The sequence below is a fragment of the Flavobacterium sp. W1B genome (genome assembly GCF_047344965.1).
Classification (GTDB): domain Bacteria; phylum Bacteroidota; class Bacteroidia; order Flavobacteriales; family Flavobacteriaceae; genus Flavobacterium.
Genome location: NZ_CP178845.1, coordinates 3,125,166 through 3,142,250, shown reverse-complemented (window position 1 = coordinate 3,142,250; position 17,085 = coordinate 3,125,166). Strand labels below are relative to the sequence as shown.

Genomic DNA, 17,085 nt, shown 5'->3' with positions numbered 1-17,085 from the left:
TTGGTTGGTTTTATAAATTCAAATTTGGAAATATTTTTAAAAACAGCTGTTTTTATTTGAGTCTAAACTTATTATTGCTCTTTTTTTTAATAATAGTTAGGTTTAATTTGAATTTTAGGATTGTAATAAAGGAGCTTCAGATTAAATTATTTCAATGCCAATGCAATTGTTTTTTCAAGAAGAGGCGCCATTAGCTGATAGCCGGCTTTGTTGGGATGTACTCCATCATCGGTATAATCTACTTTCAGGCCTTTGTGCTCATTGACCATCGCTGGATAATAATCGAGATATTGTATGTTATTTACTTCGGCATATTGGCTAAGGATTTCGTTCAAAGCAACAATATTATCCGCAGGTTTTTCTTTTGGCTTCCAATGAAAATGATTGGCAGGTAAAACAGAACAAAGGATAACCTTGATTTGGTGCGCCTGAGCCAGTTCAACCATCGAAAAAATATTGTTTTGAATCATTTGTAGCGTTGAAGGGCCGGTGTTTCCTGCAATGTCATTGCCACCGGCGAGAATGACAACTAGACTTGGTTTCAGATCGATGACATCGGCTCTAAATCGCACCAACATTTGAGGCGTGGTTTGTCCGCTGATTCCTCTGTTTATATACGGTTTTTCTAAAAAGAAATCCGGTTGAACAGTGCTCCAAAATTCGGTAATGGAATCTCCCATAAAGACAATTCTGTTTTCGCCAGATTCGGCAATGGGAAGTTCTGCGTTTTCTTGTCGGTATTTATTTAAATAAGGCCAGTCTTGATTCATGGTAGATATTGTTGTCGAAATTATTATAAACGCGATTGATTTATAAACAAATCTACCAATTTTTTCAGTCATAGTTAAAATCGATTTTGGTGTTTTTTATATCATATATAAATGAAAAAGGGCGCTATTAACTTTTAAAATTTGTTTTTGATTGGTTTTAATTTATTTAAAAACAGCGCGTTGTGTAGTTTGTGGTTTTTTTTAACACTTTCATCGAAAATATATTTAAAATGATATTAATGTGTTATTTATTATATAATTTAGGTTCGTAAGTGTATGAAATTTAAGTTATTATTCATTTTTTTTGTTTTTTAAAAGAGTTTCTGTTTTTTCTAAAAAAAGGAATTTGATTACAATAAATCAAAAAAATAGAACCCCAAATCTTATTGATTTTACTTTTTTATAGTTAGGCATATCGTATTCGTTATTTTATTATTCTAATTCAATAATTATGAGAAAACTTCTACTCAACTCTCGGTTTTTAACGATTCTTTTTTTAATTACTAATTTGTTTTTTACCAGTGTGACTTTTGGACAGGCAACGGTCACCACGGATAAGCTTGATTACGCTCCTGGTGAGTATGTAATTATTACTGGTAGCGGTTGGCAACCTGGAGAAACCGTTAGTTTTCATTTTGATGAAACCCCTAAGCCGGCAACTTGTGTTAATCCGCATGATTTAATTGCTGTTGCAGATTCTAACGGGAATATTTATAATAATCAGTTTTTAATTAAAGATAACCATCTAGGGGTTCATTTTGTGCTAACAGCTACAGGACTTAGTTCTGGACTTATTGCTTTGACAGAGTTTGATGATGCAAATATTACAGTTGCAGTAACAGGATTGCCTGCGGGCACTTCTTTAAAAGTCTCTTACAGATTAGGGACTTCTAATAATACTCTTCCGATAGGAGCTTATACAGAGACAGCAACCTTTACGCCACCAAGTATTCCCGCAACATTTGTTCAGGATAATAACAAATATATAGACTTTATATTTCCGGATGTTATTATTTCCGGAGTTACTTACACTAGCACAACAATTGATGCCGCTGGTACGATTTTAAGTGGTCCAAGCCTACAATACTTAATGCCTAATAGTTCTGCTAAAACGTTTATAGGGATTTATGTTTCAACTTGTACAACACCCGCAGCACCAAATGGAGCGACTGCACAAAGTTTCTGTTCGGGAACTAACCCCACGGTTGCCAATTTATCAGCTACCGGAACTGCAATAAAATGGTATGATGCAGCAACAGGAGGAAATTTAGTGGCAAGTACAACAGTTTTGGTTAACGGCACACACTATTATGCCTCGCAAACGGTATCCGGTTGCGAAAGTGCCTCAAGATTAGATGTGACGGCTAGTTTAAATGCAATAAATCCGGGAACAATTGCCAAGGGAGCCACCCAGCCTGGGTCTGGTTGTGACACATTGAATCCGGGAATCACAGGTTCGGTAGATGCCACTGGTTCAGGGTCAGTAAGTTATACATGGGAAAAAAGTACTGACGAAGGGGCGAGTTGGACAGTAATTACATCAGCAACATCGAGTCAGTATAATCCTGATCCATTTACGGTAACGACTTTTTTCAGAAGAGTTGCAACATCTACTTTGAATTTAGTAGCCTGTTCTTCTATTTCCAATGTTCTTACTTATGTAGTGAATCCTTCGCCAACGGTAGCATCTATTCTGCCTGGGGGGACTACCAATGTTTGTGTTGGGGCTACCCTTTCATTGTCGAATGCTACCCCGGGTGGCGTGTGGAGCAGCAGTGACAATTCTTTAGCGATTGTAAGCACAAGTGGTTTAGTCACAGGTATCGCTGCGGGATCTCCCACGATTAGTTATACTTATACTGATGTGAATGGTTGTTCAAAACCAGCAAATAAGACTGTAAATGTATTATCCTTGCCAACTGCGGTTATCAGCGGTGATGGCACTATATGTTCCGGTAATTCGACCAATTTATCTGTCGCCTTGACGGGAACTCCACCTTGGAGTATCACTTATACTGATGGGACTGCACCGGTTACGGTAAGCGGTATCACAAGTAGCCCAAAAGTTATTAGTGTATCACCAGCAACTGACAAGACATACACTTTAACGGCCGCCAGCGGAGCTAATTGCACAGCAACATCTTTGACAGGAAGTGCGGTGGTAACGGTAAATCAGCCTGCTGTCATTAGTTTACAATCAATTAGTCAAACAGTAACTTATGGGGCGTCGGCAAGTTTTTCCGTAACAGCAACAGGTACTGCGTTAACCTATCAATGGCAGGAGAAAGTAGGTTCGGGTTCCTTTAATAATATTATTGATGGTGGAGTTTACTCTGGTTCTACAACAGCTACTTTAATACTGAGTAAACCAACCGTAGCCATGAGTACTAATAAATATCGCTGTGTTATAAACGGTGCTTGCTCGCCAACGGCCACAAGTGATGGTAATGCAGCACTGAACGTGAATGCGAAAGCCATCACGGTTACACCAACTACTGGACAAACAAAAGTATATGGGCAGAGTGACCCTGTGTTTACTTACACCAACAATCCCACACTTGAAAGCGGAGATTCTTTCAGCGGAGAACTGGGAAGAGTTGCAGGTGCTAATGTGGGAACTTATGCTTATACATTAGGTACATTGAGCGCTGGCATTAACTATGCATTGAATTTAGGAGGAGTAAATACTTTTTCGGTAACCGTCAAAGCGGCTATAGTGATAGCCAATGCGAAGTCAAAAATCTATGGATCTGCGAATCCATTATTGGATGCAGTAGTTTCAGGGACAGAGAATGGGGATGTCTTAGATTATACAGTGACAACCTCTGCCGATGTGACTTCGGGAGTTGGTGACTATGCAATCAGTGTTGCTTTAGGATCTAATCCTAACTATAGTATAACCCCAACCAATGCTTTACTTTCGATAACCAAAAAAGAGGCTACGATAATAGCTAATGCGAAGTCAAAAACCTATGGAGCTGCGAATCCATTATTGGATGCAGTAGTTTCAGGGACAGAGAATGGCGATGTCTTAGATTATACTTTGACAACCTCTGCCGATGTGACTTCGGGAGTTGGTGACTATGCAATCAGTGTTTCTTTAGGATCTAATCCTAATTATAGTATAACCCCAACCAATGCTTTACTTTCGATCACCCAAAAAGAGGCTACAATAATAGCTAATGCGAAGTCAAAAATCTATGGGGCTGCGAATCCATTATTGGATGCAGTAGTTTCAGGGACAGAGAATGGGGATGTTTTAAATTATACAGTGACAACCTCTGCCGATGTGACTTCGGGAGTTGGTGACTATGCAATCAGTGTTTCTTTAGGATCTAATCCTAATTATAGTATAACCCCAACAAATGCTTTACTTTCGATCACCCAAAAAGAGGCTACAATAATAGCCAATGCGAAGTCAAAAACCTATGGAGCTGCGAATCCATTATTGGATGCAGTAGTTTCAGGAACGGAGAATGGGGATGTCTTAGATTATACTGTGACAACCTCTGCCGATGTGACTTCGGGAGTTGGTGACTATGTAATCAGTGTTGCTTTAGGATCTAATCCTAATTATAGTATAACCCCAACAAATGCTTTACTTTCGATAACCAAAAAAGAGGCTACGATAATAGCTAACGCGAAGTCAAAAATCTATGGAGCTGCGAATCCATTATTAGATGCAGTAGTTTCAGGGACAGAGAATGGCGATGTCTTAGATTATACTTTGACAACCTCTGCCGATGTGACTTCGGGAGTTGGTGACTATGCAATCAGTGTTGCTTTAGGATCTAATCCTAACTATAGTATAACCCCAACCAATGCTTTACTTTCGATAACCAAAAAAGAGGCTACGATAATAGCTAATGCGAAGTCAAAAACCTATGGAGCTGCGAATCCATTATTGGATGCAGTAGTTTCAGGGACAGAGAATGGCGATGTCTTAGATTATACTTTGACAACCTCTGCCGATGTGACTTCGGGAGTTGGTGACTATGCAATCAGTGTTTCTTTAGGATCTAATCCTAATTATAGTATAACCCCAACCAATGCTTTACTTTCGATCACCCAAAAAGAGGCTACAATAATAGCTAATGCGAAGTCAAAAATCTATGGGGCTGCGAATCCATTATTGGATGCAGTAGTTTCAGGGACAGAGAATGGGGATGTTTTAAATTATACAGTGACAACCTCTGCCGATGTGACTTCGGGAGTTGGTGACTATGCAATCAGTGTTTCTTTAGGATCTAATCCTAATTATAGTATAACCCCAACAAATGCTTTACTTTCGATCACCCAAAAAGAGGCTACGATAATAGCTAACGCGAAGTCAAAAATCTATGGAGCTGCGAATCCATTATTAGATGCAGTAGTTTCAGGGACAGAGAATGGCGATGTCTTAGATTATACTTTGACAACCTCTGCCGATGTGACTTCGGGAGTTGGTGACTATGCAATCAGTGTTGCTTTAGGATCTAATCCTAATTATAGCATAACCCCAACCAATGCTTTACTTTCGATCACCAAAAAAGAGGCTACAATAATAGCCAATGCGAAGTCAAAAACCTATGGAGCTGCGAATCCATTATTGGATGCAGTAGTTTCAGGGACAGAGAATGGCGATGTCTTAGATTATACTTTGACAACCTCTGCCGATGTGACTTCGGGAATTGGTGACTATGCAATCAGTGTTGCTTTAGGATCTAATCCTAATTATAGCATAACCCCAACAAATGCTTTACTTTCGATAACCAAAAAAGAGGCTACGATAATAGCTAACGCGAAGTCAAAAATCTATGGAGCTGCGAATCCATTATTAGATGCAGTAGTTTCAGGGACAGAGAATGGGGATGTCTTAGATTATAAAGTGACAACCTCTGCCGATGTGACTTCGGGAATTGGTGACTATGCAATCAGCGTTGCTTTAGGATCTAATCCTAATTATAGCATAACCCCAACCAATGCTTTACTTTCGATCACCAAAAAAGAGGCTACAATAATAGCCAATGCGAAGTCAAAAACCTATGGAGCTGCGAATCCATTATTGGATGCAATAGTTTCAGGGACAGAGAATGGGGATGTCTTAGATTATACAGTGACAACCTCTGCCGATGTGACTTCGGGAGTTGGTGACTATGCAATCAGTGTTGCTTTAGGATCTAATCCTAATTATAGCATAACCCCAACCAATGCTTTACTTTCGATAACCAAAAAAGAGGCTACAATAATAGCCAATGCGAAGTCAAAAATCTATGGAGCTGCGAATCCATTATTAGATGCAGTAGTTTCAGGGACAGAGAATGGGGATGTCTTAGATTATACAGTGACAACCTCTGCCGATGTGACTTCGGGAATTGGTGACTATGCAATCAGCGTTGCTTTAGGATCTAATCCTAATTATAGCATAACCCCAACCAATGCTTTACTTTCGATCACCAAAAAAGAGGCTACAATAATAGCCAATGCGAAGTCAAAAACCTATGGAGCTGCGAATCCATTATTAGATGCAGTAGTTTCAGGGACAGAGAATGGGGATGTCTTAGATTATACAGTGACAACCTCTGCCGATGTGACTTCGGGAGTTGGTGACTATGCAATCAGTGTTGCTTTAGGATCTAATCCTAATTATAGCATAACCCCAACAAATGCTTTACTTTCGATAACCAAAAAAGAGGCTACGATAATAGCCAATGCGAAGTCAAAAATCTATGGCGATGATAATCCAGTGTTGGATGCAGCGGTTAGCGGCGCGGTAAACGGTGATGTATTAGATTATAATTTAACTACAGCCGCCTTGAAATACTCCGATGTGGGTAGTTATCCAATTGAAGTGAGTTTAGGATTAAATCCAAACTATACGGTCACACCGGCCAATTCAATATTGATTATAGGCAAAAGAGCCCTTACCATTACAGCCGATGTTAAATCAAAAATCTATGGGGATACCGATCCAAGTTTGACCGCTCAGGTAACCACAGGGGTAATTCAAAACGGAGATGTAGCCTCGGGTTCACTGAGCAGGGTAACAGGAGAGAATGTAGGGACTTATGCTATCAATAAAGACAGCTATACTTTTGGAAGTAATTATGAAGAAACCTATGTAGGAGCAAATCTTAGTATCGGATTAAGACCTTTGGTGATTCATATTTTTCAACAAAACAAAGTTTATGGCAATACTGATCCGGCATTAACTTATGCTATTACAAATGGATCATTGGCTAGTAATGATGCTTTTACAGGATCGTTGATTAGAGTTCCGGGTGAGAATGTAGGCTTGTATTTAATCAATAGAGGTACTCTTACTATAAAGAAAGGTTTGATTGATGTATATGCCAATTATAACATTACATACACTGGTACCGACTTAACGATTACACCAAGACCAATTACTATCACAGCCGATGCTAAATTCAAGTGCTTTAAAAGCCCAACACCATACTCTGATCCAATTTTAACAGCTCAGGTTACTTCAGGAGCAATCGTTTCTGGGGATGTAGCTACTGGTTCACTCTTGAGAGTTACGGGTGAGGCTAGTGGAGGGGTTTATGCTATAAGTAAAGGCACATATACTTATGGTAATAACTATATTGAGACTTATGTGGGAGCAAACTTTACGATAAGCGGTTTAACTGCAACATTCACGAGAACAAATCCAAATCATTATTTTGGACTATCTGGAGATCAAACATCAAAAGTTACGGTAACACCATCAGGTGGTGTGGGACCATATACAATTTCAATTACTATGGATCGTCCTTTAATAAGTAATTATATGACTAATAACGGCGATGAATCATGGATTGCTGACCAGATAAGTGCTCCGGGAACAATAACTAGTTCTAATGTTGTATTGCCTAATTCGGGTTCATTACCTATAAGTAGTTATCCATCAACTACAGCAACAGTTGTAAATGGTTCTTATTCGATAACTGTTGGTCTTATGGATGATGCAGGATTTACAGCAACCATTACTGATGCAAAAGGATGCAGTATAACAACAGAAAAAATATTCATTCATGGAGAAGATGTACGTTGTTTTGCAGGCAAAAGTGGTAATGCAAAAATTAAGCTTTGTCATAGAACAGGAAACAGTAAAAACCCATGTCAGGAATTATGTGTTGATGAGTCAGCAGTTGAAGCACATTTGGCTCATGGTGACTTCTTAGGCACTTGTACAACAAACTGTGTTGCGCCACAAACCCTGGTAAAAATGGTTTCTAAAGACAAGAAAAATATAGAAATTGATTCCTCTGTTTTTGATGTAAAAGCTTACCCGAATCCGACTAGTCATCAATTCACTTTGGAGGTTGAAGGTGATAGCAAGGAAAAGATAGAAGTTCTAGTATATGACATGATGGCAAGAATGGTTAAACGCTTTGAAAAAAAGGATGGCAATAAAATTCTTTTTGGCGAAGAATTGTCTTCTGGAGAATATCTAGTACTAATTAGACAGGGCATGAATCAAAAAACAATTAATTTGATTAAAAAGTAAGGTTATTTTTAATTCAGTTTACTCCAAAACCAGCTCGTTTTCAAGGGCTGGTTTTTACTTTCGTGTTATCTGAAAAAACTTTTAAGTTTCAAGGACTGATAATTACAAAGAAAGACACAATTGAAAAAAAAGAACTAAATTAGAGCGAACTAAAAAATAGCTACATATGAAAAGAAATGCCACCGCAGTTTGGAAAGGTTCTCTTAAAGAAGGAGGAGGGAAGCTTACTACTCAAAGTAAAGTTTTGGAAAACACCCAATATTCCTTTCATTCTCGTTTTGAAGAAGGAATTGGGACAAATCCCGAGGAATTGGTCGCAGCAGCACATTCTGGTTGTTTTACCATGCAACTATCTGCTTATGTTACTGAAGCAGGCTTTGAAATTGAAAATATCGAAACTAAATGTGTAATTAATTTAGTAGAGGGAACTATTATAGAATCTCATTTAACGGTGAATGCCAAAATAAAGGGAATTTCAGATGCCGTTTTTCAGGAATTAGTAACTAAAGCCGAAAAGAATTGTCCTGTTTCTAAATTATTGAAGGCGGAAATTACTTCAATGGCGACTTTAGTCTAAAAAAAAATATTTGGCTAATAAAAAGCTCGTTTTAGCTATAAAACGAGCTTTTTTATTCGTTAATCAAATAAATCCGAAGACAAATAACGATCCCCTCGATCACAAATAATAGCTACAATTACACCTGATTCTAATTCTTCTGCAATTTTTAGAGCAACAGCTACAGAACCACCGGAGCTCATTCCAGCAAAAACACCTTCCTCTAGAGCCAATCGTTTGGTCATGATTCTTGCTTCTTTTTCGCTTACTTCTATTATGCGATCCACTTTTGAGGCATCAAAAATTTTAGGCAAGTATTCTTGGGGCCATTTTCTTATTCCAGGAATTTGAGATCCGTCGCTTGGTTGTGCTCCAATTATTTGGATGTTTTTATTTTTTTCTTTCAAATAGGTTGAATTGCCCATAATGGTTCCGGTAGTTCCCATTGCTGATATAAAATGGGTTATTGTTCCCTGGGTGTCGTTCCAGATTTCAGGTGCCGTGGTTTTGTAATGTGCTTTCCAGTTATCCTCATTGGCAAATTGATTCAGCATTACATAACCACCTTCGGCTACTTTTCTGTCGGCATAATCTCTAGAACCCAGAATCCCTTCTTTTGCTGGAGTCAAAATAACGGTAGCTCCATAAGCACGCATAGTTTGGGTGCGCTCTTTGGTAGAGTCTTCGGGCAAAACTAATTCTATTTCGATATTTAATAATTGGGCAATCATAGCCAAGGCAATTCCGGTATTTCCACTGGTGGCTTCAATTAGTTTGTCCCCTTTTTTGACATCTCCTCTTTCTAAAGCTGAAGAAATCATATTATAAGCGGCACGATCTTTTACGCTGCCTCCGGGATTGTTTCCTTCAAGCTTCAATAAAAGTTTTACATTTTTATTTTTAATCAAATTGACCGTTTCCATCAAAGGAGTATTTCCAATTAGGTTTAATAATTTTTGTGGCTCCATATTATTTTAGCTCTTTTATTTTTACTTCAGTGATTGTGGTATTGGTAACAATTGATTTGGCGGGAATTGATTTGGTGATCCATGTATTTCCCCCAATGATACTGTTTTTGCCAATTGTGGTTTCTCCTCCTAAAATCGTGGCACTGGCATAAATACAAGTGTTTTTTTCAACAGTGGGATGCCTTTTGGTGTTTTTCATGTCTTTACTAACGCTTAATGCTCCTAAGGTCACTCCTTGGTAGATTTTCACGTTTTCTTCGATAACTGTGGTTTCCCCGATTACAATTCCTGTTGCATGGTCTATAAAGAAAGGCGAAGCAATTGTTGCGCCTGCATGGATGTCTGTTCCTGTGATTCTATGGGCGTATTCGCTCATTAGTCTTGAAAATAATAATAAATCCAACAGATACAATTCATGGCTTAACCTGTAGATTGCTATGGCGTAAAATCCGGGATAGGCAAGATATACTTCTTCAATACTGTTAGAAGCAGGATCGTTTTCTAAAATGTACAAGGCATCCTGATTCAGGTTTTTAAGGACAGTAGGTAGTTTTTCAAGATATTGATTCCAAATGGAATCACAGCTGTCTTGCGGTTTTTTGCAAGCGATAACAGAAATTTCTTTGAATAGCTGTTTGAGTTCATCGATGCTTTCGCTTAAAGGTGCATTCGAATCAAATAAAGTATAAAACAGTTTTTCGGTAAAAGCTTCTGTTTTTGTTTTGATTCCGTAATTGATCGAGGAATGACTCTTTAAAGAGTCGATATTTTTGATAATCAGATCTTTTGTCATGATTATGATTTTGAATTATTAGTAGAAAATTTTAGATGTAAAAGAATGCTTAATGCTGACAACAACAGCAACAACTATGTAAGGAAGTTGTCGATTTAGGAAAGAATGGGTTGTTGTTTGTGTATTTGAGCATGATTATTATTTTTCTAATTAAATGTGAAACAAATATATTGAAGAATTTTGAATTATGTGGCAACAACCACAATTGTCTCACTGGGAATCAGGCGATTTAGGATGTATGCTGTATTTAAATTAAAAAAATAATAAATCAGTAAATTAGCGTGGCAAAATCAAATTATATGAAAACAATTTCAACTTTTATAAGTGATCTTTCTAAAAATGAATTTCCATTTATCGGTACGATTTTGTTAAAACAATTCTTGCTGTTATCCTGACTTTTTTGAAAAAGGATTTTCCTGATTTTTACACCAAAAAGCCAAGGAATAAAAGACCGCCAAAGGCGAGTAAAAAATTATAAAAATTGCTCTAAAATTGAAGCTTTAAATTTTGAATATTTCATTAGGAATTTGAGTGTAAAATAGGGCGTAAAAATGAGGTGCTAATCGAAAAGGAAGGATGCAGTTTTTAATATAATTTCTAATTTAGAATTCCTTTTTTCTAAATCCAAAAAAGAGAATTAGTAGTGTTTGTAAATGTAGCCTGCAATCATGAAAATAACATTTAGCATACCCATCATAAAAATTATTTTTTGGGAGAAAAGACGCTTGTAAAAAAAATGAAAACTAATAAAACCCAAGAATAATAGTGAAGTATAAATGGCGGGATACATCTGAAATGAAGCAATGAATTCGCCTTTCAAAAGTAGCAGTAAAGCTCTCTGAAAACCGCATCCTAAACACTCCATTCCAAAGAGTGTTTTGCTCAAACAAGGAAGCATGTATTTTTCTAAATTCAATGGATTTATTTTTTTTACAATTTACAAAAATACTGGAAACCTTTTTAATAAAAAAGGAGGGCAGTTTTAAATTTGTTACTTTTGGAATCTGATATAAATTGAAATGAAAAAAATTGTAATTCTAATAATGGTTCTAGCAATACTTGTTGCTTTTTTTGAGCAGGTAAGTACAGAGAAAAATGTATATGTAACGGTGGTAGCGATAGTCGTTTTTATGTTTGGGATGATGCGATTAAGTGCTAAAACGCCAAGTAAAAATCAAGAAAAAGAAGAGAAAGATGTTTAGTAAAGGAGACAAGGTTACTGTGCTTGATGAAGCAATCAACGGAGTGGTAGTATCGACAAAAGATAAGGAGGTAACGATAGAAACAGAGGACGGATTCATGATGACATTTTTTGTCAATGAGTTACTTAAAATAAACAATTCCAGTAACTTAATGGATTCCATTAAAAGAATTGATATAGATAAAGTTGCAAAGGAAAAAGAGATTCCAAAACCAAGGAGTTTTGTTAAAGAACGCAAAGAAAAAAATGAAGTTTCGGCTCCGGAGTTCGATTTGCATATTGAAAAATTGGTTCCTAATAAGAACGGAATGTCAAATTATGATATTCTAACTTTGCAATCGGAAACGGCAAAAAGGCATATCGAATTTGCTATCCGCAACCGCATCCCGAAGATTGTTTTTATCCACGGAGTTGGCGAAGGAATCTTAAAAGCGGAGCTTGATTTTTTGTTAGGCCGATATGATAATATTGCTTTTCAGGATGCCAATTATCAAAAATATGGTTTAGGCGCAACCGAAGTTTATATCAAGCAAAACAGCAAATAGTAGGCTTTAAATTGTGTCAAAAAAGGTCCCGTTTGTAATTGCAAATGGGGCCTTTTTTTATGCTTTTTTCACAAGAAATTGTTGTCAAATAACGCAAATGTAAAAATGAAATTTATTGCCTGAAGTACTATTTATAGCTTCAAAAATTGCTTCTCAATAATCAAGATATATCTAATTTTGGCATTCGAAATTTGCAATGTGAAACGGACAAATTGCATATCGAATTTGTCATTCGCAATCGCATTTCGAAGATTTTTGTATCCACGAAGTTGGTGAAGGAATCTTAAAATCCGTGCTTTATTTTTTGTTAAAACAATATGGTAATATTGTTTTTCAGGATGCCAATTATCAAAAATAGGACTTACCTACAACCGAAGTTTTTATCAGGTAAAACAGCAAATAATAGCCTTGAAATTGTGCCATAAAAAAGTCCCGTTTTGGGTTACAAAACGGGACTTTTTTATGGGTTTTTTTAAAGAAAATAGCGGCTTAATTTGACATTAATAAGTCGCCATAAAGATAGTTGTCACCTAATGAAAAATCGTTATTTCCTTTCTTCAAAGTTACATTTTTAAGTACAATTGTATGCTTAAAATTATTCGGTCCATTTGTGGTTGTAGTAACTTCTATGATCCCGCTTGCATCAGTTACACCAGCTACGGCATTCCATTGTTGGCTTATTGTTGGAGTTGCAGGTGTTGTGGTATTACAAAAATAATCGGCGGTAAGAAGACCAGAAAATAGGCGATAAATAAGAACATTTTTGCTAGCGCCAATGATTCCTTTTCTTGGAGTATTTGGAGCCGTTACAGCGTTAACAATTAATTCAGGATCTATATCCAATGTTAAAGCTTCGCTAGTGGTATAATTATAAATTAAGTTAGATGCGCTGCATTTTTCCACTGTCTTGTCAAAGAGTAGTGGTAAAGGTGTAGCAGGTGTAACATAATTGCCAAAAGGAAAAGTTTCGTATACCTGAGTCCCATTATTTTTGGCAAAAGTGATGTTTTTGAAAACAATGTTGTGATTGTACCCCGTAATTTTTGAGCTATTATCGGTGCTATTAACAGTTTTGATTGCGGTAGTGAATATTTGTATTTTTCCGGCAGTGGCATTCCATTGGTCAGTTACAATTGGAGTGGCCGGAGGTATAGTTTCACAAATGTTATCAACTGCAACTGCTCCATTATAAAAACGATAAACGACACGATTGCTGTTGTTGATGTCTATCGAAATTGGTGTATTGGCCAAAGAAGGTTCATTTATAAAGAAACTTTTTGGGATTTCAAGAAGTAATGCTTCTTTTTCTTTTAGTTTGTAGATAATGTTATTTGTGCTGCAACTTTGCGTGCTAGCATCTTCAAAACTAATATCTTCTTGAATTAAATCACCGTCGTCACAGCTGTTCAATAACAATGCAAAAAACATTAGGCTTACAACTTTTTTCATTTTTATAATATTTGAAACAAAAATAGAATTTTTAATTTGTTTCAAATGCATTCCTGTCCAAAAACATAGAATTTAAGGGATGATTAATACTTCGATTTCACATAAGAACAATCAATAGTATTGATCGAATTTTGTTGCAAAGCAATCTTTGTAATAATTCAAAGCCGGTAGAAATCATTACCTTTGTGCCAATTAAATACCAAAATGAGACTTAATAAATATTATTCTGCAGCGCTCTTAGCTTTTTTTATCTGGGGATTTTTTAGTTTAGCATTAAAACCCTTACATAGTTATCCTTCTTTGGATATTTTATTTTACCGTGTTTTTTTTAGTGTCACAGCAATGGTTTTTATTAATCTTGTTTTTCGAAGAAATGTAATACGATCAAATTGGAATCATTTTAAAAACATGAGTCCAAAACAGCGAAAAAATGTTGTTCTGTTGACTTTAGGAGGTGGGGTGTTTCTTTCTTCAAACTGGTTTGTATTTATTTATGCGATGAATAATATCAGCGTTAAAGCAGCTTCTTTGGCTTATTTGATCTGTCCGATTCTGACGACTGTTTTTGCTTTTTTTATGCTTAAAGAAAAGCTTAGTAAATGGCAATGGGTTGCTGTAATGATAAGTGCAGTCAGCTGCGTTTTATTATCGTTGAATCATTTTGAAGATATTTTTTATAGCCTCATTACAGCAGCAACTTATGCTTTGTATTTGGTAAGCCAAAGAAAAAACAGCGAATTGGACAAGTTTTTGGCTCTAACGATACAATTGGTTTTTACGGCAGTTATTTTGCTTCCGTTTTACCCAGAATATAGCGGTCCAGTTCCCACTGAACCTTTGTTTTATAGCTGTCTGTTTTTTATAGTCGTGTTTTTTACGATTATTCCTTTGTTCTTAAATTTATTTGCGCTCAAAGGAATCAATTCAGGAGCAGTAGGAATTATGATTTATATTAATCCAATCATCGGATTTTTATTAGCCATACTTTATTACAAAGAGGAAGTGACTTTGCTACAGGTATTTTCTTATTTCTTAATTTTGATTTCGATTGTAGTTTTTAATGAAAAAATACTTTTTTCTAGAAAAAACAAAAGCACAACAGCAATAAACAATTCACATAAATAATTTTCTAATTAGCAGCAATGAAAAAAGTATATCTCGATAATGCCTCCACCACAGCAATCCGCGCGGAAGTTATCCAGGAAATAACTAAGGTGATGGCTGAAGATTATGGAAATCCATCGTCAACACATAGTTTTGGTCGCAATGCCAAAAGTATTTTGGAACTTTCCAGGAAATCAATTGCCAAGCAACTGAATACTTCGGCTCAGGAAATTATTTTTAGCTCTTGCGGTACCGAAGCTAATAATTGGATTTTGCGGTCAGCAGTCAAAGATTTAAAGGTACAACGCATAATTACTAGTAAAATTGAGCATCATGCTGTTTTGTACACTGTCTTGGCATTGCAAAAAGAGTACGGAATTCAGGTTGATTTTGTAGCAATTAGACCGAATGGCGAAATTGATATTACCAATTTATCCGAATTGCTTTCCCAGGAAAAAAAGACTTTGGTAAGCCTGATGCATGTAAATAACGAAATTGGGACACTTTTAGATCTAGATAGAATTGGACTAATATGCAAGCAATATAATGCCTTATTTCATTCGGATACGGTTCAGTCAATTGGAAAAACAACAATCGATTTGCAAACAGTTCCGGTTGATTTCATTGTTGCCAGCGCACATAAATTTCATGCTCCGAAAGGAGTTGGTTTTGCTTTTGTTCGAAAAAATTCGGGTTTACAGCCTTTGTTTTATGGTGGCGAACAGGAAAAAGGACTGAGAGCCGGAACCGAAGCGGTACACCAAATTGCGGGAATGGCAAAAGCATTAGAACTTTGCTATACTAATTTAGAAACGGAGAGAAATCATATTTCGGATTTAAAAAGCTATTTGATCGAAAGGCTTGAAATTGAATTCCCCGGCTTTTCTATCAATGGAAACCCTAACGGATTTTACAATATATTGAACGTTTTATTGCCTTTTTCAGACGATAAAACGGCGATGATTCTATTTCATTTAGACATGAAAGGGATTGCCGTTTCAAGAGGCAGTGCCTGTCAAAGCGGAAGTATTAAAGCTTCGCATGTTTTGGCCGAGATGCTCTCTGATGAGGATTTGAAAAAACCAAGTCTGAGAATTTCCTTTAGCCATTACAACACAAAAGAAGATATTGATTTGCTGATTGACGGTTTAAAGAGTATTAAATAAATGAAAAAATCCGCTTTGAAGCGGATTTTTTCATTTTATATTGGTCGAATATTAAGGAACAGTTTATTTTTTCTGTTCTTTCAATTTTGCTTTTTCCTGTTTTTTGAAATAACCTCTAAGAAGGAAATTGTGTTTTAAAGCTTCCAGGTTTTGGTTTAAACGTTTGCTGGCTTGATTTATATTAGTCATCGTAGAGTCTATGTTTTGCACTAAATTCGGGTCGTTTGCAAGGTAATTGATAGCTCCTTTTCCTTCTTTAATGTTTAAAACAGTTTTGTTTAGGTTTGTAACGACCTTATCTATTTCGGTGCTTGATTTATCTAGATTAACAACAATGTTCTTGATTTTATTTGCTACAGCGGTATCTTTCAAGATGCCAATCACATTATTTTTACTGTCCAAAGAAATGATGAGTTTGTTTAAATTTGTCACTGATTTCGAGGTTTCCATTCCTGAAATTTTTAAATAATGCAAGGTCTCTTTCAGATCTTTTGCCATTTCAATATCACTAATTAATAGGCCAACGGCTCCTTTTTTTTGATTGATATCGGCAGTTATTTTAAGTAAATTTTCGGTAAGAGTTGCAGCATTTTTATTGGTTTTACTAAGCGTATTTAAAATATCATCCGTTCGAATACGGTCAAAAGAAGGAATTTTATCCCCTGGTTCAACAGTTGGTTTAAGTCCTTTTCCGGGGATAATGTTTATAATCATACTTCCCACCAATCCATCAGAGCCAATGGTGGCTACGGCATCTTTTCGGATGTGTTTAAATATGTTTTTATCGATAATCATATCTACTTTAATACTGGTGTCATTAACCATTTCTATGGCACGAACTGTCCCTACGTTTACCCCTGAATAACGTACATTGTTGCCTATTTGTAAGCCATTTACGTTAGTGAAAACGGTTTCTAAATGATTGGTTTTTCCAAACATCTTTTGCTTATCGCCAATGAGATATGTTGTTAAAATAAAAATGATCAGACCAATAATAACAAAGAGTCCCAGTTTTATTTTTTGTGTTGTCGTTTTTTCCAT

General features: G+C 36.3%; 12 protein-coding genes. 6 read left to right on the top strand and 6 right to left on the bottom strand.

Annotated elements, in window-relative coordinates:
• Positions 1–146 precede the first annotated feature (146 nt).
• Positions 147–842: an SGNH/GDSL hydrolase family protein gene (locus tag ACMDB5_RS13660; protein ID WP_413998814.1), complete on the bottom strand. Its 696-nt coding sequence runs from the start codon at positions 840–842 to the stop codon at positions 147–149.
• 379 nt (positions 843–1,221) lie between these two features.
• Between ACMDB5_RS13660 and ACMDB5_RS13655 the strand changes: the two genes are divergently transcribed.
• Together ACMDB5_RS13655 and ACMDB5_RS13650 are read left to right on the top strand one after the other, a co-directional pair.
• Positions 1,222–8,262: an MBG domain-containing protein gene (locus ACMDB5_RS13655; protein WP_413998813.1), complete on the top strand. Its 7,041-nt coding sequence runs from the start codon at positions 1,222–1,224 to the stop codon at positions 8,260–8,262.
• Positions 8,263–8,428: 166 nt separating this feature from the next.
• Complete coding sequence (locus ACMDB5_RS13650; RefSeq protein ID WP_413998812.1) at positions 8,429–8,839, top strand: OsmC family protein; 411 nt, start codon at positions 8,429–8,431, stop codon at positions 8,837–8,839.
• A gap of 59 nt (positions 8,840–8,898) precedes the next feature.
• Here the strand turns inward: ACMDB5_RS13650 and cysM are convergent, their stop codons facing one another.
• The 3 genes from cysM to ACMDB5_RS13635 all read right to left on the bottom strand — a co-directional run bounded on the left by cysM (position 8,899) and on the right by ACMDB5_RS13635 (position 11,495).
• A complete protein-coding gene (gene cysM, locus ACMDB5_RS13645; protein ID WP_413998811.1) occupies positions 8,899–9,786 on the bottom strand; it encodes a cysteine synthase CysM in 888 nt (295 codons plus the stop codon).
• Position 9,787: 1 nt separating this feature from the next.
• Positions 9,788–10,579, bottom strand: a complete 792-nt coding sequence (locus ACMDB5_RS13640; RefSeq protein WP_413998810.1) for a serine O-acetyltransferase — start codon at positions 10,577–10,579, stop codon at positions 9,788–9,790.
• Positions 10,580–11,216: 637 nt separating this feature from the next.
• Entirely contained in the window at positions 11,217–11,495 is a 279-nt protein-coding gene (locus ACMDB5_RS13635; protein ID WP_413998809.1) for a DUF2752 domain-containing protein, read from the bottom strand.
• Between the two features lie 127 nt (positions 11,496–11,622).
• Here ACMDB5_RS13635 and ACMDB5_RS13630 point away from each other — a divergent pair, with 127 nt between their 5' ends.
• Together ACMDB5_RS13630 and ACMDB5_RS13625 are read left to right on the top strand one after the other, a co-directional pair.
• Positions 11,623–11,781 carry a hypothetical protein gene (locus ACMDB5_RS13630; RefSeq protein WP_413998808.1) on the top strand — a complete coding sequence of 53 codons (159 nt, stop codon included), beginning with the start codon at positions 11,623–11,625 and terminating at the stop codon, positions 11,779–11,781.
• On the top strand, positions 11,774–12,325 hold the full coding sequence (locus tag ACMDB5_RS13625) for a Smr/MutS family protein (RefSeq protein WP_413998807.1): 552 nt from the start codon (positions 11,774–11,776) through the stop codon (positions 12,323–12,325). Before ACMDB5_RS13630 ends, ACMDB5_RS13625 begins: the two co-directional genes overlap by 8 nt.
• A 489-nt stretch (positions 12,326–12,814) precedes the next feature.
• Here the strand turns inward: ACMDB5_RS13625 and ACMDB5_RS13620 are convergent, their stop codons facing one another.
• On the bottom strand, positions 12,815–13,774 hold the full coding sequence (locus tag ACMDB5_RS13620; protein WP_413998806.1) for a hypothetical protein: 960 nt from the start codon (positions 13,772–13,774) through the stop codon (positions 12,815–12,817).
• A gap of 204 nt (positions 13,775–13,978) precedes the next feature.
• Between ACMDB5_RS13620 and ACMDB5_RS13615 the strand changes: the two genes are divergently transcribed.
• Both ACMDB5_RS13615 and ACMDB5_RS13610 read left to right on the top strand, forming a co-directional pair.
• Positions 13,979–14,899 (top strand): EamA family transporter, encoded by a 921-nt coding sequence (locus ACMDB5_RS13615; protein WP_413998805.1) that lies wholly within the window; start codon positions 13,979–13,981, stop codon positions 14,897–14,899.
• 17 nt (positions 14,900–14,916) lie between these two features.
• Positions 14,917–16,044, top strand: coding sequence for a cysteine desulfurase family protein (locus ACMDB5_RS13610; RefSeq protein ID WP_413998804.1), 1,128 nt, complete (start codon positions 14,917–14,919; stop codon positions 16,042–16,044).
• A 63-nt stretch (positions 16,045–16,107) separates the two neighbouring features.
• Here the strand turns inward: ACMDB5_RS13610 and ACMDB5_RS13605 are convergent, their stop codons facing one another.
• The gene (locus ACMDB5_RS13605) at positions 16,108–17,085 is read right to left on the bottom strand and encodes an MlaD family protein (RefSeq protein ID WP_413998803.1); all 978 of its coding nucleotides are present in this window, start codon (positions 17,083–17,085) and stop codon (positions 16,108–16,110) included.

Coding starts and splice junctions, on each gene's coding strand:
- ACMDB5_RS13620 (WP_413998806.1), bottom strand. CDS start 13,774: ATGAAAAAAGTTGTAAGCCTAATGTTTTTTGCATTGTTATTGAACAGC.
- cysM (WP_413998811.1), bottom strand. CDS start 9,786: ATGGAGCCACAAAAATTATTAAACCTAATTGGAAATACTCCTTTGATG.
- ACMDB5_RS13655 (WP_413998813.1), top strand. CDS start 1,222: ATGAGAAAACTTCTACTCAACTCTCGGTTTTTAACGATTCTTTTTTTA.
- ACMDB5_RS13625 (WP_413998807.1), top strand. CDS start 11,774: ATGTTTAGTAAAGGAGACAAGGTTACTGTGCTTGATGAAGCAATCAAC.
- ACMDB5_RS13610 (WP_413998804.1), top strand. CDS start 14,917: ATGAAAAAAGTATATCTCGATAATGCCTCCACCACAGCAATCCGCGCG.
- ACMDB5_RS13605 (WP_413998803.1), bottom strand. CDS start 17,085: ATGGAAAAAACGACAACACAAAAAATAAAACTGGGACTCTTTGTTATT.
- ACMDB5_RS13630 (WP_413998808.1), top strand. CDS start 11,623: ATGGTTCTAGCAATACTTGTTGCTTTTTTTGAGCAGGTAAGTACAGAG.
- ACMDB5_RS13640 (WP_413998810.1), bottom strand. CDS start 10,579: ATGACAAAAGATCTGATTATCAAAAATATCGACTCTTTAAAGAGTCAT.
- ACMDB5_RS13660 (WP_413998814.1), bottom strand. CDS start 842: ATGACTGAAAAAATTGGTAGATTTGTTTATAAATCAATCGCGTTTATA.
- ACMDB5_RS13615 (WP_413998805.1), top strand. CDS start 13,979: ATGAGACTTAATAAATATTATTCTGCAGCGCTCTTAGCTTTTTTTATC.
- ACMDB5_RS13650 (WP_413998812.1), top strand. CDS start 8,429: ATGAAAAGAAATGCCACCGCAGTTTGGAAAGGTTCTCTTAAAGAAGGA.